General features: G+C 72.7%; 16 protein-coding genes. 9 read left to right on the top strand and 7 right to left on the bottom strand.

Annotation, left to right across the window (positions count from 1 at the left end):
* Positions 1-77 precede the first annotated feature (77 nt).
* Positions 78-1,082: a substrate-binding domain-containing protein gene (locus AB0K12_RS41510; RefSeq protein WP_364573546.1), complete on the top strand. Its 1,005-nt coding sequence runs from the start codon at positions 78-80 to the stop codon at positions 1,080-1,082.
* Between the two features lie 10 nt (positions 1,083-1,092).
* On the opposite strand, the gene AB0K12_RS41515 is transcribed toward AB0K12_RS41510, so the two are convergent.
* Entirely contained in the window at positions 1,093-1,926 is an 834-nt protein-coding gene (locus tag AB0K12_RS41515) for an alpha/beta hydrolase (protein WP_364573548.1), read from the bottom strand.
* A gap of 107 nt (positions 1,927-2,033) precedes the next feature.
* On the opposite strand from AB0K12_RS41515, the gene pta reads away from it, so the two are divergent.
* On the top strand, positions 2,034-4,169 hold the full coding sequence (gene pta, locus AB0K12_RS41520) for a phosphate acetyltransferase (protein ID WP_364573550.1): 2,136 nt from the start codon (positions 2,034-2,036) through the stop codon (positions 4,167-4,169).
* A gap of 39 nt (positions 4,170-4,208) precedes the next feature.
* Here pta and AB0K12_RS41525 read toward each other — a convergent pair whose 3' ends face one another.
* Genes AB0K12_RS41525 through AB0K12_RS41540 form a run of 4 tightly spaced genes read right to left on the bottom strand, consistent with a single transcriptional unit; the run spans position 4,209 to position 8,437 of the window.
* Positions 4,209-5,375, bottom strand: coding sequence for an acetate kinase (locus tag AB0K12_RS41525; RefSeq protein ID WP_364573552.1), 1,167 nt, complete (start codon positions 5,373-5,375; stop codon positions 4,209-4,211).
* Between the two features lie 13 nt (positions 5,376-5,388).
* Positions 5,389-6,225 (bottom strand): carbohydrate ABC transporter permease, encoded by an 837-nt coding sequence (locus tag AB0K12_RS41530; protein WP_364573554.1) that lies wholly within the window; start codon positions 6,223-6,225, stop codon positions 5,389-5,391.
* On the bottom strand, positions 6,222-7,085 hold the full coding sequence (locus tag AB0K12_RS41535) for a sugar ABC transporter permease (protein WP_364573556.1): 864 nt from the start codon (positions 7,083-7,085) through the stop codon (positions 6,222-6,224). The genes AB0K12_RS41530 and AB0K12_RS41535 overlap by 4 nt, the downstream gene beginning before the upstream one ends.
* A gap of 14 nt (positions 7,086-7,099) precedes the next feature.
* Positions 7,100-8,437, bottom strand: coding sequence for an extracellular solute-binding protein (locus tag AB0K12_RS41540; protein WP_364573558.1), 1,338 nt, complete (start codon positions 8,435-8,437; stop codon positions 7,100-7,102).
* 142 nt (positions 8,438-8,579) lie between these two features.
* Here AB0K12_RS41540 and AB0K12_RS41545 point away from each other — a divergent pair, with 142 nt between their 5' ends.
* The 3 genes from AB0K12_RS41545 (at position 8,580) to AB0K12_RS41555 (ending at position 12,167) form a co-directional block, all read left to right on the top strand.
* Complete coding sequence (locus AB0K12_RS41545) at positions 8,580-9,584, top strand: LacI family DNA-binding transcriptional regulator (protein ID WP_364573560.1); 1,005 nt, start codon at positions 8,580-8,582, stop codon at positions 9,582-9,584.
* Between the two features lie 222 nt (positions 9,585-9,806).
* Complete coding sequence (locus tag AB0K12_RS41550; RefSeq protein ID WP_364573562.1) at positions 9,807-11,240, top strand: cellulase family glycosylhydrolase; 1,434 nt, start codon at positions 9,807-9,809, stop codon at positions 11,238-11,240.
* An 81-nt stretch (positions 11,241-11,321) separates the two neighbouring features.
* Positions 11,322-12,167, top strand: a complete 846-nt coding sequence (locus AB0K12_RS41555; protein WP_364573564.1) for a universal stress protein — start codon at positions 11,322-11,324, stop codon at positions 12,165-12,167.
* A 78-nt stretch (positions 12,168-12,245) separates the two neighbouring features.
* Here AB0K12_RS41555 and AB0K12_RS41560 read toward each other — a convergent pair whose 3' ends face one another.
* Positions 12,246-12,842, bottom strand: coding sequence for a helix-turn-helix domain-containing protein (locus tag AB0K12_RS41560; RefSeq protein WP_364573566.1), 597 nt, complete (start codon positions 12,840-12,842; stop codon positions 12,246-12,248).
* A gap of 107 nt (positions 12,843-12,949) precedes the next feature.
* Here AB0K12_RS41560 and AB0K12_RS41565 point away from each other — a divergent pair, with 107 nt between their 5' ends.
* Both AB0K12_RS41565 and AB0K12_RS41570 read left to right on the top strand, forming a co-directional pair.
* Positions 12,950-13,378 carry a hypothetical protein gene (locus tag AB0K12_RS41565; RefSeq protein WP_364573568.1) on the top strand — a complete coding sequence of 143 codons (429 nt, stop codon included), beginning with the start codon at positions 12,950-12,952 and terminating at the stop codon, positions 13,376-13,378.
* On the top strand, positions 13,375-13,890 hold the full coding sequence (locus tag AB0K12_RS41570) for a nitroreductase family deazaflavin-dependent oxidoreductase (protein ID WP_364573570.1): 516 nt from the start codon (positions 13,375-13,377) through the stop codon (positions 13,888-13,890). Before AB0K12_RS41565 ends, AB0K12_RS41570 begins: the two co-directional genes overlap by 4 nt.
* An 18-nt stretch (positions 13,891-13,908) precedes the next feature.
* On the opposite strand, the gene AB0K12_RS41575 is transcribed toward AB0K12_RS41570, so the two are convergent.
* Entirely contained in the window at positions 13,909-14,502 is a 594-nt protein-coding gene (locus AB0K12_RS41575; protein WP_364573572.1) for a hypothetical protein, read from the bottom strand.
* A gap of 115 nt (positions 14,503-14,617) precedes the next feature.
* Between AB0K12_RS41575 and AB0K12_RS41580 the strand changes: the two genes are divergently transcribed.
* Positions 14,618-15,331: a response regulator transcription factor gene (locus tag AB0K12_RS41580; protein ID WP_364573574.1), complete on the top strand. Its 714-nt coding sequence runs from the start codon at positions 14,618-14,620 to the stop codon at positions 15,329-15,331.
* The gene (locus tag AB0K12_RS41585; protein WP_364573576.1) at positions 15,321-17,126 is read left to right on the top strand and encodes an ATP-binding protein; all 1,806 of its coding nucleotides are present in this window, start codon (positions 15,321-15,323) and stop codon (positions 17,124-17,126) included. Before AB0K12_RS41580 ends, AB0K12_RS41585 begins: the two co-directional genes overlap by 11 nt.
* Positions 17,127-17,189: the final 63 nt, after the last annotated feature.

The following is a 17,189-nucleotide window of genomic DNA, read 5'->3' on the forward strand; positions in this document are numbered from 1 at the left end:
CGCTTACACCGTTACGGTGAAGGCCGCGGTATCGAGGGACCCGCGCGCACACGGGCACCGCGGAAGAGGAGACGACGATGACGAGCACGACCAGACCGGCCACCCTGGCCACCGTCGCCGCCGCGGCAGGTGTGTCCGTGGCGACGGTGTCGAAGGTGCTCAACGACCGCGGCGACGTCGCCCCGGCCACCCGCGCCATGGTGCGGCGGCTGCTGGCCGAGCACGGCTACGTGCCGCGCCAGACCCGCGCCCGGCGGGGCGCCACGGTGGAGCTGCAGCTCGAAGGCGCGTTGTGCGCGTACTCCGCCGAGATCGTCATGGGGGCCATGCAGGAGGCCGCCGCGTCCGGCGTGGCGCTCGTCGTGACCAGCACCGACCACATGGCCGACGGCCTGTCCTGGGCCCGCGGCCTGGTCGACGCCGGCCGGCACGCCGTCATCACCCTCGTCGCCGAGCCCAGCCCCGCCCAGCTCGACGTGCTGCTGCGAGCCGGGCTGCCGGTCATCGTGATCGACCCGATGAACGTGCCCGCCAGCCCCGTCACCAGCATCGGCCCGACCAACTTCGCCGGCGGCATGTCCGCCACCCAGCACCTGCTCTCCCTCGGTCACCGCCGCATCGCCTACCTCGGCGGGCCCGCGGGCGCCGCGTCCAACCAGGCCCGCATGCACGGCTACCGTGCCGCCATGGAGGCCGCCGGCGTGCCCGTGCCGCCCGACTACGTGCGCACGGCCGGCTTCTGCTACGCCGACGGGCTGCGCGAGGGCGCCGCGCTGCTCGACCTGCCCGAGCCGCCCACCGCCGTGTTCGCCGCCAGCGACGAGAGCGCGCTCGGCGCCATCCAGGTCGCCAGGGGCAGGGGGCTGCGCATCCCCGAAGACCTGAGCGTGGTCGGCTTCGACGACACGCAGATCGCCGCCATGCACGCGCCGGCGCTGACCACCGTACGCCAGCCGCTGCGCGAGATGGGCGCCGTCGCGCTGCGCACGGCCCTGCGCCTGGCGGCCGGCGAGCGCATCGAGTCCCGCCACCTCGAACTCGCCACCGAACTGGTCATCCGCGACTCCAGCCGCGCCGCCTGACCCGTCGCGTTCAGCCGCCCTTGACCGAGCAGGCCGCGGCGCCGATCACCGTGGCGACCGCCTCCGGGTGGGAGATGAGGGTCAGGTGCGAGCCGCCGGAGAACGTGGTCACCTTCGACTTGGCCCGCTCGGCCATGGCCTGCTGCGACTGCGGGGTGATGATCTTGTCGCCGGTGCTGACGAAGTACCAGGACGGGATCTTCTTCCACGCCGCCGCCTTCGACGGGCTCTGGAAGGCGTTCGTCGAGGCGGCCCGCTGGGTGGCCCACAGCCGCGTCGCGATGTCCTGGGGCAGGTCGGAGGCGAACGAGCGGACGAACACGTCCTGCTTCAGATACAGGTCATGCGCTCCCTGGGGCGCACCCGGGTAGGCCGCCATGTCGTAGAGCGACCCGGGAGCGGCGCCGAGCGCGGAACCCGCCCCGCTGAGCTGCGCGGTCGTCTCGCCGACGTCGGGCATGGCGGCGTCCACGTACACGAGGGCCTTGACGTTCGGCGCCGACGCGGCGGCGTTCGTGATGACCGAGCCGCCGTAGGAGTGGCCCACCAGCACGACCGGGCCGCGCACGGTCTTCAGGAAGTCCGCGACGGTGGCGGCGTCCCCGTCGAGGCCGCGCAGCGGGTTGGCGATCGCGCGGGCGACATGTCCGGCCTCGCGCAGCGCGTCCACCTCGCCGCTCCAGCTTGAGGTGTCGGCCCACGCGCCGTGCACGAGGACGACGGTCGGCTTGGGTCCTGCCTGGGACGGGCAGGGCGCGGGAGAGCCTGCCCGCGCCTCGACCGGCTGGAGCACGGTCGCGGCCAGCGCCGCCAGGACCGCGGCCCGGATGGTCGTAGCGTTCATCGTCCGTCCCCCCTGACCTCGTCGTACGCAGTGTCGTACGCAGTGCCGTACGCAGCGGGGGAGTCCTCCACAGCTACCTCCGACGCGCCGCCGCTAACCTCGGGACCATGACACGTTCGGTGTACGTCGCGGCGGGCGAGGCGGAGAGCAACAAGGGGACCGTCGCCCTGGGCCTGGTCGAGCTGCTGTCGCGGCAGGTGGGCACCGTGGGGGTGTTCAGGCCGGTGGTGCGGGCGGGCCGCGAGGACGGCCTGATCGCGACCGTGCGCAGCAGGTTCCAGCTCGCGATCCCGTACGAGGCGTGCGCCGGCGTCACCTACGACGAGGTGCACGCCGACGCCGAGCGCGCGGCCGGCGACATCGTGGCCCGCTACCGCGCGCTCGCCGGGCAGTGCGACGCGATCGTGGTGATCGGCACCGACTACACCGACGTGGGGGCGCCGACGGAGTTCGGGTTCAACGCCCGGCTGGCCGCCGACCTCGGCACGCCGGTGATCAACGTGGTGAGCGGCAGAGGCCGTACGGCCGCGCAGCTCTCGGCCGCCGTCGAGCTGTCGTCCAGGGAGCTCGCCCACCACCACGCGGGCGAGCTGGCCGTCGTGGTCACCCGCGCCGAGCCGGGAGCGCTCGCACCGGCGCACCCGACACCGCTGGGAGCGCCCGCCCCGCCGACGGCGGCGGAGGGGCTCGTGCCGGCCCACCCCACGCCGGTGTTCGTGCTGCCCGAAGAGCCGTCGCTGCGCGCGCCGACCGTGGCCGACCTGATGGACGCCTGCGACGGCCGGTTCTTCCTCGGCGAGCGCGACGGCCTGGGCCGCGAGGCCAGCGCGCTCATGGTGGGCGCCATGTCGCTGCCCAACATCCTGCTGCGCTGCACCGAGGGCGTCGCCGTGATCATCCCGTCCGACCGGGCCGCCGCGCTGCTGCCCGGCCTCGTCGCCGCGCACACCGCCCCCAGCTTCCCCGCGCTGTCGGCGGTGGTGCTCACCGGCGGCACCGACCTGCCCGCGCCGGTCGACCGGCTGCTGCACGACATGGCGGTCCCGCTGCCGGTGATCGCCACCGACCACGACACCTTCGACACCGCGACCCGGCTGTCGGCGGTGGAGGGCCGCTTCACGCCCGAGGCCACCGGGAAGATCGACACCGCGCTGCGGCTGTTCGCCGCGCACGTGGACGGCCGGCTGCTGCTGGAGCGGCTCGACATCGCCAAGACCGACGTCGTCACGCCGCTCATGTTCGAGTACGAGCTGCTCGACCGCGCCCGCGCCCGCCGCCGGCACATCGTGCTGCCGGAAGGGGAGGAGCCGCGCATCCTGCGCGCCGCCGACATCCTGCTGCGGCGCGGCGTGGCCGACCTGACCCTGCTCGGCGACGCGGAACGCATCCGTACGCAGGCCGCCCAGCTCGGGCTCGACCTCGACGCGGCCCGCGTGCTCAGCCCGTTCGACGCGGAGCTGCGCGAGCGCTTCGCCCGCGAGTACGCCGCCGTGCGCGCCCACCGCGGCATGACCGTCGAGCTGGCCCGCGACACCGTCACCGACGTGTCCTACTTCGGCACGCTGATGGTGCACACCGGCATGGCCGACGGCATGGTGTCGGGCGCCGCGCACACCACCGCCCACACCATCAGGCCGGCGTTCGAGATCCTCCGCCTCGGGCTGGTGTCGAGCGTGTTCTTCATGTGCCTGGCCGACCGGGTGCTGGTCTACGGCGACTGCGCGGTCAACCCCGACCCGACCGCAGAGCAGCTCGCCGACATCGCGATCTCCTCGGCGGGCACGGCGGCGATGTTCGGGGTCGATCCGCAGATCGCCATGCTGTCGTACTCGACCGGCGTCTCCGGCGCCGGCGCCGACGTGGACAAGGTGCGCGCCGCCACCGAGCTGGTCCGCGAGCAGCGCCCCGACCTGGAGGTGGAGGGCCCGATCCAGTACGACGCCGCCGTGGACCCCGCGGTGGCGCTGGCCAAGATGCCCGGCAGCACGGTCGCCGGTCGCGCCACCGTCTTCGTCGTGCCCGACCTCAACACCGGCAACAACCTCTACAAGGCGGTGCAGCGCAGCGCGGGCGCGGTCGCGGTGGGCCCGGTGCTGCAGGGGCTGCGCAAGCCGGTCAACGACCTGTCACGCGGCGCCACGGTCGCCGACATCGTCACGACGGTCGCGGTCACGGCAGCCCAGGCCGAGGACGACCCCACTCCCCAGAACCAGGCACCACAGAAGGCAGCGGCCCGCTCATGAGTCGCCGGCCACGCCGACCTCGGCTCCTGGGCCTTCGCATCATGAGGCGGTCACCAGGGCCAGGGTCTGGTGGGCGATCTCGCCTTCCTCGTCCGTCGGGATGACCAGTACCGCGACCTCGGCTCCGTCGGGTGAGACGGCGCGTTCCTCGTGGGAGGCGGCCTCGTTGCGGGCCGGGTCCAGGGTGATGCCGAGGCGGGTGAGGCCGGTCAGGGACTCGGCGCGGGTGGCGGGGTCGTTCTCGCCGACGCCGCCGGTGAAGACGACGGCGTCCACCCGGCCGAGGAGCGCGTAGTAGGCGCCGACGTACTTGCGGATGCGGCGGGTGTAGACGGCGAGGGCCAGGCGGGCGTCCTCGTCGCCGGACCTGGCGCGTACCTCGCGCATGTCGCTGGACCCGGCGAGGGCGAGCAGGCCGCCGCGGTGGCTGAGTGCGTGCTCCACCTGCTCGGCGTCCAGCCCCTCCGCGCGGGCGAGGTAGCCCGCCAGTGCGGGGTCCACGTCGCCGGAGCGGGTGCCCATGACCAGGCCCTCCAGCGGGGTCAATCCCATGGAGGTGTCGACGCTGCGCCCGCCCTCGACGGCCGTGGCGCCGGCGCCGTTGCCGAGGTGCAGCACGATGAGGTTCGGATCGTCGCGGCCGAGCAGGGCGGCGGCGCGGCGGGACACGTACGCGCAGGAAGTGCCGTGGAAGCCGAAGCGCCGCACGCCCCACTCCCGCGGCACCGCGTACGTGTACGCCTCAGGCGGCAACGTCCGGTGGAACGCCGTGTCGAAGACCGCCACCTGCGGTACCTCGGGGAACACCTTCTGGGCGAGCCGGATCCCGGTGAGGTTGACCGGATTGTGCAGCGGCGCGAGCGGCGCCAGCTCCTCGATGGCCGCGATCACCTCGTCATCGACCAGCACGGCATCGCCGAACCGGGTGCCGCCGTGCACGACCCGATGCCCCACCGCGACGGGGTCCAGCTCAGGCCCGGCCGAGGAGAACGCGGCCAGCACCGCCGCCAGCCCCTCGCCGTGGTCGGGAAAGGGCTGCTCACGCACATGAGCAGGCCCGTCGCCCGCGCGGTGCGTCAGCCGCCCCCGCTCCTGCCCGATGCGCTCGACCAGCCCCCGCGCCGAGCGGGCACGGGTGCGCGGGTCGATCAGCTCGTACTTGATGGAGGATGAGCCGGTGTTGAGGACGAGAACGGGTTCGGACATGCCCCCGAGCCTCTCACCCCTTCAGCCCCGACCGCGAGATGCCCTCGATCACCCACCGCTGCGCCACGAAGTACAGCACCAGCACCGGCACGCTGGCGATCACCGCGCCGGTCATCAGCAGGTCGTACCTGATGCTGTTGGCGCCCTGGAAGTTGCCCAGCCCGGCGGGCAGCGTCAGCGACTCGGGGCTGAGCAGCACGTAGATCGGCCACAGGAAGTCGTTCCAGTTGGTCAGGAACGACAGCAGGAACAGCGTGGCCAGGGCGGGCCGCGACAGCGGCAGCGCGATCGAGGTGAAGATCTGCCACCGGTTGCAGCCGTCCAGCTCGGCCGCCTCCTCCAGCTCGCCCGGCAGCGTGAGGAAGAACTGCCGCAGGAAGAACACCCCGAACGCGCCGGCCGCACCCGGCACGATGACGGCGGGCAGGCTGTCCACCCAGGCCAGCTCGTTCACGATGAGGAAGTTGGGGATCAGCAGCACCACGGGCGGCACGAACAGCGTGGCCACCACCACGGAGAAGATCGGCGTGCGCAGGCGGAAGCGCAGCCGAGCCAGCGCGTACGCCGCAGGAGCCGCCGTCACCAGCACCAGCGCGGCGTGCCCGGTGGCGGCGAGCAGGCTGTTCAGGAACCAGATCAGCACGGGGCTGTCGGTGCTGGTCAGCACCTCGCGGTAGGCGTCGAGGGTGAACGGGTCGGGGATCCACTGCGGCGTGGTGGACTGCGCGGCCTCCCGCGTCTTGAACGAGGTGACCAGCATGTGGAGCAGCGGGCTGAGATAGAGCGCGGCGATCACCGCCAGCACCAGGTGCAGCAGCGTCCGCCTGAGCTTGCGCAGGTCCCTGGTCATCGCGCCCGCCTGTGCCTGAACGCGCCGAACACCAGCCCGCTGGCCACCATGAGGAAGGCCGCGAGGATGAAACTCATCGCGGAGGCCGTCCCCATGTCGAACTGGCGCAGACCGGTCTCGGCGATGAGGTAGATGGCGGTCTTGGTCTGGTCGGCCGGCGCGCCCGAGGTGATGAGGTACGCCTGCCCGAACATGTTCGCCGAGGCCAGGATCGTCGCGTTCACCACGAACACCATGACGGGCCGCAGCCCCGGCAGCGTCACCGCGAGCAATCGCCGCCAGGGGCCGGCCCCGTCCACCATGGCGGCCTCGTGCAGCTCGCGCGGGATGTCCTGCAGCCCGGCCAGGAAGATGACCGCGTTGAGCCCCAACGTCCACCACACGGTCACGCCGACCAGCGCGATCCACGCCGGCGGCACGTCCGTGGTCCACTGCACCTCGAGGCCCAGGTAGCGGTTGACCAGGCCGATGTTGCCGTCCAGCAGGAAGCGCCAGAGCAGGCCGACCACGGCGACGCCGAGCACGTACGGGGCGAAGTAGACGGCCCGGTAGACCGTGCGGCCCTTGAAGCGGCCGTTCATCAGCAGCGCCACCAGCAGCGGCAGCACGATGAGGAGCGGCACCGAGGCCACCGTGAAGATGCCGGTGGCCCGCATCGCCGTCCAGAACCGGCCGCCGTCCACGCTCGCCGGGTCGAACAGCTCGGCGTAGTGCGCCAGGCCGACGAACGGCTTGGCCGGCAGGTTGATGTCCCACTCGTGCAGCGACGTCCACAGGCCGAACCCGATGGGCAGCACCATGAACACCGCGAACAGCACCAGGTACGGCGCCAGGAACGCGTACGGCGTCCACCATCGCATCCGCCGGGCGTGGCTCACTGGGCGTACTTCCGCTTGTTGTCGGCCAGCAGCTTGTCGGCCGTCGCCACGCCCTCCTTCAGCGCCTCGGCCGGGCCGCTCTGCTTCAGCACGGCCTTGGCCACGGCCAGCTCCAGCGCCTTGCTCTGCACGTCGCCGACGCCCGGCAGGGCGGGCAGGAAGTGGAAGGCGGTGAGGTCGCGCGCCAGCCCCACCTGCGGCAGCCCGGCGACCTCGGGGGCCTGCCTGGCGGAGTTGCGGGCGGGGATCATGCCGGCCTTGGCCCACTCGGTGGACTGGCGGCTCAGCGTGTCGATGAAGACCTTGGCGGCCTGCACCTTGTTCGGGTCGCGGCCGGCCTGGGAGGTGAGCACGAAGTTGTGCGAGGCGCTCCAGACGGCCGGGGTGCCGCCGACGTTCGGGATGGGCGCGAGGCCCCACTTCAGCGAAGGCGCGTTGGTCTTGAGGTCGTTGATCTGCCAGATGCCGTCCCAGGTGAGGCTCACCTTGTCGTTCTTGAAGGCGGCGTATTGGCTGTCGAGGGCGACCTTGGCCGGGCTGAAGCCCTTGTCGATCTGCTCCACCATCCAGCTCAGGGCCTGCACGCCCGGCTCGGAGCCCCACAGCGCCTTCGTGCCGTCCGCGTCGTAGAGCTCGCCGCCGAACTGCCACAGCAAGCTCATGAACATCAGGTGCGCCGGCCACTTGCTGGGCATCCAGAACGGGGTGCTCGTCCCGGCCTTCTTCAGCTCGGCGAGCGCGTCCTCGTACGCGGCCCGCTCGGCCGGCGCCTCCTTGAGCCCGATCCTCTCCAGGTGCGCGGTGTTGTAGTAGTCGCCCAGGCAGTGCACGTCGAGGGGGACGCTGTAGCGCTTGCCGCCGTACAGGCCCGCCTGCCACACGGCCGGGATGAAGTCGCCCTCGGTGAGCCCCAGCGCGCCCACGACGTCGTCGATCGGGATGAGCACCTTCCTGACGGCGAACGTGCCGATCCAGTCGTTGTGGATCACCGCCACGTCGGGGCCCTTGCCCGCGGTGATGGCGGTGGGCATGGCGGGATAGAGGTCCTCCCAGCGGCGGGTGACGTTGCGCACCTCGATGCGGCCGGCGAACTGCTGGTTGAACGCGTCGAGCATGGCCCGCATATGGGGGCCGTCGCCGCCGGTGAAGCCGTTCCAGTACTCCAGGGTGACCTTGGGGCCGGTGTAGTCGCCGCCGGTGAACGCCGGTGCGGCGGTGGCCGGGGTGTCCGAGCCCGCGCCCAGCCGGGTGCCGCCGCCACAGGCGGTGAGCGCGGTCAGTCCGGCCGCTCCGGCGAGGCCGAGGAACGTCCGGCGGGACGGTGGATGGCTCATGGCATACTCCTTTGCCGCGAATCGGACGACTCTCCGGCGGTTGTACAACGCTGTTCCAACGTTGTAAACCAGGAGAAAGCGCCGGTAGGGGGCCGAGACCGGGGCGTTACCATCGTGTCCGGCGAGGGAGAGGGGCACGGCCATGGGCGTGCGGCTGCGTGATGTGGCGCAACTGGCCGGGGTGTCGGTCAAGACCGTCTCCAACGTCGTCAACGGCTACGCCCACGTCTCCGCGGCCACCCGGGCCAAGGTGGAGCAGGCGCTGGCGCAGCTCGGCTACCAGCCCAACCTGTCGGCCCGCAATCTGCGCCAGGGCCGTACGGGGGTGATCGCGCTCGCGCTGCCCGAGCTCGACGCGCCCTACTTCGCCGAGCTGTCCAGGTTCGTCATCAGGGCCGCCGCCGAGCACCGCTGGCTGGTCGTCATCGAGCAGACCGACGGCAGCCTCGACCGCGAGCGCGCGATCCTCGACGGCGTCAGGGACCACCGGGTGGACGGTCTGCTGCTCAGCCCCATCTCCATCGGCGCCGACGAGCTGGCCGCCCGCACCGACGCCACCTCGCTCGTCCTGCTCGGCGAGCGCATCTACGACGGGCCCGCCGACCACGTGGCCATCGACAACGTACGCGCGGCCCGCGACGTCACCGAGCACCTCATCGGGCTCGGCCGCCGCCGGGTCGCCGCTTTGGGCGTGCAGCAATACTCGATCAGCGGCACCTCGCCGCTGCGGCTGGCCGGCTACCGCCAGGCGCTCGCCGCGCACGGGCTGCCCGAGCTGACCGCCGAGGTCGAGCGCTACCACCGCGCCGAGGGCGCCGCCGCCATGGTCCGGCTGCTCGACTCGCCTGCCCCGCCTGACGCCGTCTTCTGCTTCAACGACCTGCTGGCCCTCGGCGCCATCCGCACGATCCTGTCCTCGGGGCTGCGCGTCCCCGAGGACATCGCGGTCGCCGGCCTCGACGACATCGAGGACGGCCGCTTCAGCACCCCCACCCTGACCACGGTCGCCCCCGACAAAGCCCAACTGGCCCGCGTGGCAGTGGACCTTCTGCGGCTCCGCATGGACAGCCCCGGTCGCCCACCCCGCGAGGTGAAAGCCGACTACAACCTCATGCCCCGCGAAAGCACCCTCGGCCGCACGACCTGACGAAACCCGTGCCCCGAGCCCGTTCGCGTCCCGGGCACCGCGACCCCGCCTTCGACGGGCGGGGGCGGCGTCGCCGCCCCCTCCTCCTTGGGACGCCCGCCCTCGCGCTCCGGAACCCGCAGCTCTGGGGGTTTTCTGGGATTTGGGCCTTGTGTGAGGGAGGGTGTCAACTTATGCTGCGCCGCAAGTTAAGAAACTTTCCTAACCTGAACGGAGACGTTCGTGAGGAGAAGCGCACGTGCGGGCATCGTCGCGGTCCTGGCCGCGCTGACGCTGCCGCTCTCAGCGCCGTCGGGCGCGGCGACGGCGGCCGACCCCCTGGTGTCGCAGGGCAAGACCGCGACGGCCTCCTCCGTCGAGGCCACCGGCCTGGAGCCGGCCAAGGCGGTGGACGGCAGCACCGCCACACGGTGGGCCAGCGCCGAGGGCGCGGACCCGCAGTGGATCCGGGTCGACCTCGGTCAGGCGCACACGATCTCCCGGGTACGCCTGGTCTGGGAGACCGCCCACGCCACCGCGTACCGGATCCAGACCTCGCCCGACGGATCCAGCTGGAGCGACGTCTACGCCACCACGACGGGCGACGGCGGGACCGACGACCTCACGGTCAGCGGCACCGGCCGCTACGTCCGCGTCTACGGCACGCAACGCGGCACCCCCTGGGGCTACTCGCTGTGGGAGCTGGAGGTGTACGGCGCTCCCACCGGTGGCGGAGGCGGCGGCACCCCGGTCCAGGCCAACGGCCGGCTGCACGTGTGCGGCATCAAGCTCTGCAACGAGCACGGCAAGCAGATCCAGCTGCGCGGCATGAGCAGCCATGGCATCCAGTGGTACCCGCAGTGCCTCAACGACGCCTCGCTCGACGCGCTGGCCGGCGACTGGAAGGCCGACGTGCTGCGCATCTCGATGTACATCCAGGAGGACGGGTACGAGACCAACCCCCGCCTGTTCACCGACCGGGTGCATGCACTGATCGAGTCGGCCACGGCCCGCGGCATGTACGCGATCGTCGACTGGCACATGCTCGACCCCGGCGACCCCATGTACAACCTGGGCCGCGCGAAGACGTTCTTCACGGAGGTCGCCCAGCGCCACAACGGCAAGAAGAACGTGCTCTACGAGATCGCGAACGAGCCGAACGGCGACGCCGTCACCTGGAACGTCATCCGTGACTACGCCCACCAGCTCATCCCGGTGATCAGGCAGCAGGACCCGGACGCGCCGATCCTCGTCGGCACCCGCGCGTGGTCGTCGCTCGGCGTCTCGGCCGGCGCGAACGAGAGCGAGATCGTCAACAACCCGGTGAACGCGTCCAACATCATGTACACGTTCCACTTCTACGCGGCCACGCACGGCACCGACTACCTGAACACCCTCTCCCGCGCCGCCGACCGCCTGCCCATCTTCGTGACGGAGTTCGGCACGCAGAGCGCCTCCGGCGACGGGGCGAACAACTTCTCCAGGTCCCAGCAGTACCTCGACCTGCTGGCCCAGAAGAAGATCAGCTGGGTGAACTGGAACTTCTCCGACGACTTCCGTACGGGCGCGGTCTTCACCACCGGCACCTGCCCGAACGGCCCGTTCGCCGGGACGAGCAGGCTCAAGGAGGCCGGCGTCTGGATCCGTGACCGCATCCGCACCCCCGACGACTTCTGATCGGTCCTTGACCGCGGGCCGTTGGGCCCTGTCATCCCGGGCGTGATTGAGGTGCGATGGGAGGTGACCGAAGGAGGACGAATGATCATCGTTGGTGTGGACGGCTCGGTCGCCTCCCGCGCGGCCGTCGAATGGGCCGCGGACGACGCCTACCGCAGGGGTACACCGCTGCGGCTCGTACACGCGGCCGACACCTCGTGGTACCTCGTCGGCGCCCGCCCCGGCAAGGCGCTGTCCGAGACGGTGCTGCGCGAGGGACGGCGGGCGCTGGAGGAGGCGGCGGCCCTGGCCCGCGAGCGCCGGCCGTCCGTCGAGGTGGACGCGCGGGAGGCGGAGGGCAGGCCTGCCGCCGTCCTGCGCGACCAGGCCGAGGACGCGGCCGCGCTGGTCGTCGGCAGCCGGGGCCTCGGCGGGTTCTCCGGCGCGCTGCTCGGCTCGGTCAGCGACGGCCTCGCCGGGCACGTCCGCTGCCCCGTCGTCGTGGTGCGCGACCACGAACAGCGGCAGGAGCGCGGCGAGGTCGTCGCAGGAGTGGACGACTCGCCGGAGTGCGAGCCCGCCCTGGCCTACGCCTTCGAGCAGGCCGCCCTGCGCGGCGCCACGCTCAGAGCCGTCCACGCCTGGCAGCTGCCCGGGCACCTTCTCGCCCCCGAGGCCGCGTACGACCTGGACGAGGTGCGTACCGCGCAGCACCAGGTCGTGCGTGACCGGGTGAAGCGGCTCAAGGACGCCCACCCGCAGGTGACGGTCGTCGAGGACATGCGCAGCGCGCATCCGGTGGACGCGCTCGTCGCCGCGTCCCGGCAGGCGGACCTGCTGGCCGTCGGCTCACAGGGCCGCGGCGCGCTCGGCTCGGCGCTGCTCGGCTCGGTCAGCAGGAGCGTGCTGCACCACGCGTCCTGCCCGGTCGCCGTCGTCCGCTCCTGACCCCGGCGTTCAGCCGGTCGAGGGGCCGTCCTCGTCGAGCGGCGTGCCGCGCCGGGGTGAGATGGTTCGCGGCTTTTCTCACTGATGTGAAGAAGTGTCGAGCACGCCGCGCAGGGGGCGCAGGCCGTCCTCGACGTACGCGGCGATGGGGCGCTTGCCGCCGTCGAGGTGCCACTGCTCCAGCGCGGCGAAGTAGCCGAACGCGAGGGCGTTGGCGATCACCCGGGCCTGTGTCTCGTTGACCCCGCCCCGCTCGGCGATGATCGGCGTGAGGCGCTGCCCGGCCCGGTCGAGGGTGGCGCAGACGGCCATGCGGACGGACGGCTCGGCGAAGAAGTAGCGGACCCGCCGCCACGGGCCCTTGCCGGCCGGCGGGCCGTCGCCCGGCGGGGCCTCGTACGCGCGCACGGCCTGCACCAGGCTGCCGACGGGATCGGCCGGGTCGAAGATCCCGGCGAGCGCCTCGGGGCTCATGGCGTCGAACTCGATGTCGGTGACCACGATGCCCTCCTTCGTGCCGAAGATCCGGTAGACCGACGACGGCGAGACCTCGGCGGCCGCGGCGATCTCCTCGATGGTGACGGCGGCGAAACCACGCTCGTCGAACAGGTCGAGGGCACGTTCCTGGATGGCGCGCATGGCCTTGAGCCGCCAGCGCTCGCGAAGCCCGCTCATGGCGGCCACCGTATCAGCAAGTCACTGTCTCAAGGAATTGACTGTCTGGATGAACGCTGCTTACAGTCACTCTCTCCAGACAGTCACTTTCTGAAAGGGGTCACGTCATGACCACGTCACGCGGCCGGGCCGTCACGGCGCTGCTGTACACCGGCGCGGCGCTCACCGCCGGCGCCGCCCTGTTCCCGTTCGTGGACAGGGCCGTGCTCGCCGGCCACGTCAGCGCCGGCTACCCCTCCTACGCGCCCGGCGAGATAGACGCCGCCGTCAGCGCGTACCTGATCATCCTCGGCGCCGTCGGCCTGCTGGGGCTGGCGGGCTGGCTGGGCACGGTCTGGGCGGTCCGCGCCGGCAAGCGATGGGTGCCCTGGCTGGCCGGCGGGCTGCTGGTGAGCGCGATCCTCGTCGCGGTCGCCGCGCTGACCATCAAGGACACCTCGGGCGACGTCGGCCTGGCGCCGCTGCTCGGCTGGCTGCTGGTGCTGCCGTGCGTACCGGGGGCCGCGGCGGTCGCGTTGTGGAGAAAGGCGCGATGACCGGTACGCGTCTGGCGCGGGCGGCCGGGGCGCTCAAGCGGGCGATGTACCGGGGCGGCCGGCCCAACGCGTTCATGCGGCTCGTGAACAGGCTCGACGCCCTCGCGTACGGGGCCGGGTGGTGGCCGCCGCGCCAGGCCGCCGTGCTGAAGGTGGCGGGGCGGCGCAGCGGGGCCGTCACGTCCGTCCCCGTCGCGGTCGCCCGCCACGGCGGCGGGGAGTTCCTCGTCTCGATGCTCGGGCCCGAGGCGAGCTGGGTGCGCAACGTGCGCGCCGCCGGCGGCGTGGCCGTGCTGCGCCGCAGGGGCCGCGAGCAACCGGTCGTCCTGCGCGAGGTGCCGGTCGGGCGGCGCGCCGAGATCCTGCGCCGGTACGTCGCCGTCGCCCCCGGCGCCCGCCCCCACGTCGGCCTGGGTCCGAGGGCGCCGATCGCGGCCTTCCGCCGCATCGAGGAGCGCCACCCCGTCTTCCGCATCTGTCCCCTCAGGGGCGGGGTCTGCCCCCGCCCCTGAGAGGGCGGGGGCCGGGGATCACATGGGGGCGGGTGCGAGGTCGCGACCGCCGCCGAACGCCTTCACGCGGCAGTCGTTCTGGATCTTCTCGATGTCCACGTCGTCGCCGGGGACGCTGCCGTACCGCCAGCCGATCGCGTTCGGGTCAGAGCCGGGGGCAGGGGTCAGGTGCACGTCGAAGCCGTGCGCCTTCAGGCAGGCGACCTCCTTCCTGACGCTCTTGGCGTAGTGCGGGTTCGTCTTGGGGCTGAGCTCGGGCGGCAGCAGCGGCTCCTTGCTCTTGCACGCCTGGCGCGCGGCCCGCTCCGCCCGGTCGTTCCACGGGCCCTTGCTCGGCATGCCGTGCTCCTTGAGGCAGGCGGCGTAGGCGAGGCGATATTTGCGGATCTCGGCGGCGGTGCTGTCCAGGCGGAGCTGCGGCCGCCGCTCCTTCGGGGAGGCCGCAGGGGCGGGGGCGGCACTCGCCTTGGCGGTCGCGGGAGCCGGAGCGGGGGAGGGGGCGTTCGCCGGGCCGGTGGCGGCCGAGGCGGCGCCGCAGGCGGTCAGGAGGCCGCAGGAGAGCGCGGCGACGGCGAGCGCCGCCGCGTCGCGGCGATCACGGAAGGTTCTCATGCCGCAGCAGGATGGTTCCCCGATGTCAGGAACTTGTCAGGAACCTTTAGTGCTCGCATGAGGAACCGGGATCCGGTGGGGAGGCAGCCCGCCGGCCCGCCTACGATCGCCCACTATGGGTGCATACGTCCTGGTGGCCGAGGATGACGTGAAGCAGGCGGAGCTGATCCGCCGCTATCTCGAACGGGAGGGCCACGCCGTCGCCACCGTGCACGACGGCCGCGCCGCGCTGGACGAAGCCCGTACGCGGACCCCCGACCTGCTCGTGCTCGACGTGATGATGCCCAAGGTGGACGGCCTGGACGTGTGCCGCATCCTGCGCGCCGAGTCGGACGTCCCGGTCCTCATGCTGACCGCCCGCGCCACCGAGGACGACCTGCTGCTCGGCCTCGACCTCGGCGCCGACGACTACATGACCAAGCCCTACAGCCCGCGCGAGCTGGTCGCCCGCGTCCGCACGCTGCTGCGGCGAGCGGCCCGCACCGGGCAGGACCGCACCCCCGTGCTGCGCGCCGGGACGCTCGTCGTGGACCCCGCCAGGCACGAGGTCACCGTGGACGGCGCCCGCGTCGACTGCACCCCCGGCGAGTTCCAGGTGCTGGAACTGCTGGCCGCCCACCCGGGCCAGGTGTTCACCCGCGAGCAGATCCTCAGCCACCTGCACGGCTTCGACCGTTACATCACCTCCAGGACCGTGGACGTCCACGTGATGAACCTGCGCAGGAAGATCGAGCCCGCCCCGCGCCGCCCCGTACGCCTGCTCACCGTCTACGGCGTCGGCTACAAGCTGGCCGCGGAACCCACCATGGACCCGTGCGATGCGTCGTGAGGTGCCGCTGCGCCGCAGCCTGCTGGTACGGCTGCTCGCCGTGTCCGTCCTGGTGTCGATCGGCTCGATCGCGGCGACCGCCTGGCTGACCGCGCGCAGCACCACCGTGGCGATCCGGCAGGAGCAGGGACGGGCGCTCGCCGACGACGCCCGCGTCTACGACACCCTGCTCGGCTACGCCGCCACGCACCACGACTGGGACGCCGCCGGCGACCTCGTGCGCCGGCTGGCCGCCGACACCGGCCGCCGCATCACGCTCACCACCGAGCAGCGCACCCCGCTCCTGGACTCGGACGCCGAGCCGCGCACCGCCGCCCTGCCCAGCCGCCCTTCCGCGGTCGTCGACCCGCTGTCGGCGGACGCGACGCCGGGCCACATCGACCCGCGCGCCGTGGGGCCGTACCGGCTGACCCGCAAGGAGCGGGACGACCTGCGCGCGACGGCCCAGCGGCGCGCGCTGTGCCTGCGGCGTACGTTCGGCGTGGACGCCCAGGTCACCGAGACCCCCAACGGACGCCCGGCGCTCACCACCGGCGGCGCGCAGCCGTACCCCGAGACCCGGTGCCCCAGCCCCGTCCTGGAGCAGCCGACGACCACCGAACGCCGGGCACTCGCGGCGCTGGAGAAACTCACCGGCACCTGCCTGAAACGCAAGGGCGAGCCCGCCGTGCGCGTCAACCCGGACTTCACCTGGACCCGCGAGCCCGCCCCCGTCGCGCCCGGCGCGCCGCGCACGACGGCGAGCACCAGCGGCACCGTCTCCACCTGCCTCGCCGCCGCCCGACGCGAGCAACTCGGCCCGTACGTCGCCCCGCCCGCCCTGCTGTTCATCAGCAGCCGCGGCGGCGGCGTGTCCACCGGGTTCGACCTGTCGCCCGCCAACCAGGCCCGCATCGCCGGCGTGGCCGCGCTGGTGCTGCTGTTCACGGTGACCGCCACCGTGATCGCCGGCACCAGGCTGAGCCGGCCGCTGCGCGAGCTGACCGAGGCCGTCCGCCGTACGGAGCAGGGCGGGGCGCCGCGCGTCGAGGTCAAGGGACGGGACGAGATCGCCCACCTCGCGGCCGCGTTCAACGCCATGGCCGAGCGCCGCGAGCAGCTCGAACACCTGCGCAAGGCCATGGTCAGCGACGTCGCCCACGAGCTGCGCACCCCGCTCAGCACGATCAGGGGCTGGCTGGAGGCGACGGAGGACGGCGTCGTCGCCCCCGACAGGGAGCTGATCTCCTCGCTGCTGGAGGAGGCCCTGCTGCTCCAGCACATCATCGACGACCTGCAGGACCTCGCCATGGCCGAGGCGGGCGAGCTGCGGCTGCGTCGCGAGCCGGTCGAGGTGGCCGACCTGCTGGCCCAGGTCGCGACCGCGCACCGGGCCGGCGCGGAGCAGGCGGGCGTCACGCTGCGCACCCGCGCGGACGGTGACCTCCGGGCTTTCGCCGACCCCGTACGGCTCCGCCAGGCGGCGGGCAACCTGGTGTCCAACGCCGTCCGCCACACCCCGCACGGCGGCGCCGTCACCCTGCACGCCCGCCGCGACGGCGACCACCTCCTCATCGACGTCGCCGACACCGGCACCGGCATCGCGCCCGACGACCTGCCCCTGGTCTTCGAGCGCTTCTGGCGGGTCGAGAAGTCGCGCAACCGCCGCACCGGCGGCAGCGGCCTCGGCCTGCCCATCGCCCGCAAGCTCGTCGAGGCCCACGGCGGCACGCTCACCGCCACCAGCACGCCGGGCCGGGGCTCGATCTTCACGATCCGCCTGCCCGCCGGGGTTTGCGGCGAAGATCAGGGGTAGGGGCGCCCTCCGTACAGTCTGCCGTCCTGGCGAAACCCCCGGCGCGACGGCTGACCACGCGGG

It is taken from the genome of Nonomuraea sp. NPDC049419 (assembly GCF_040676995.1).
Taxonomy (GTDB): Bacteria; Actinomycetota; Actinomycetes; order Streptosporangiales; family Streptosporangiaceae; genus Nonomuraea; species Nonomuraea salmonea.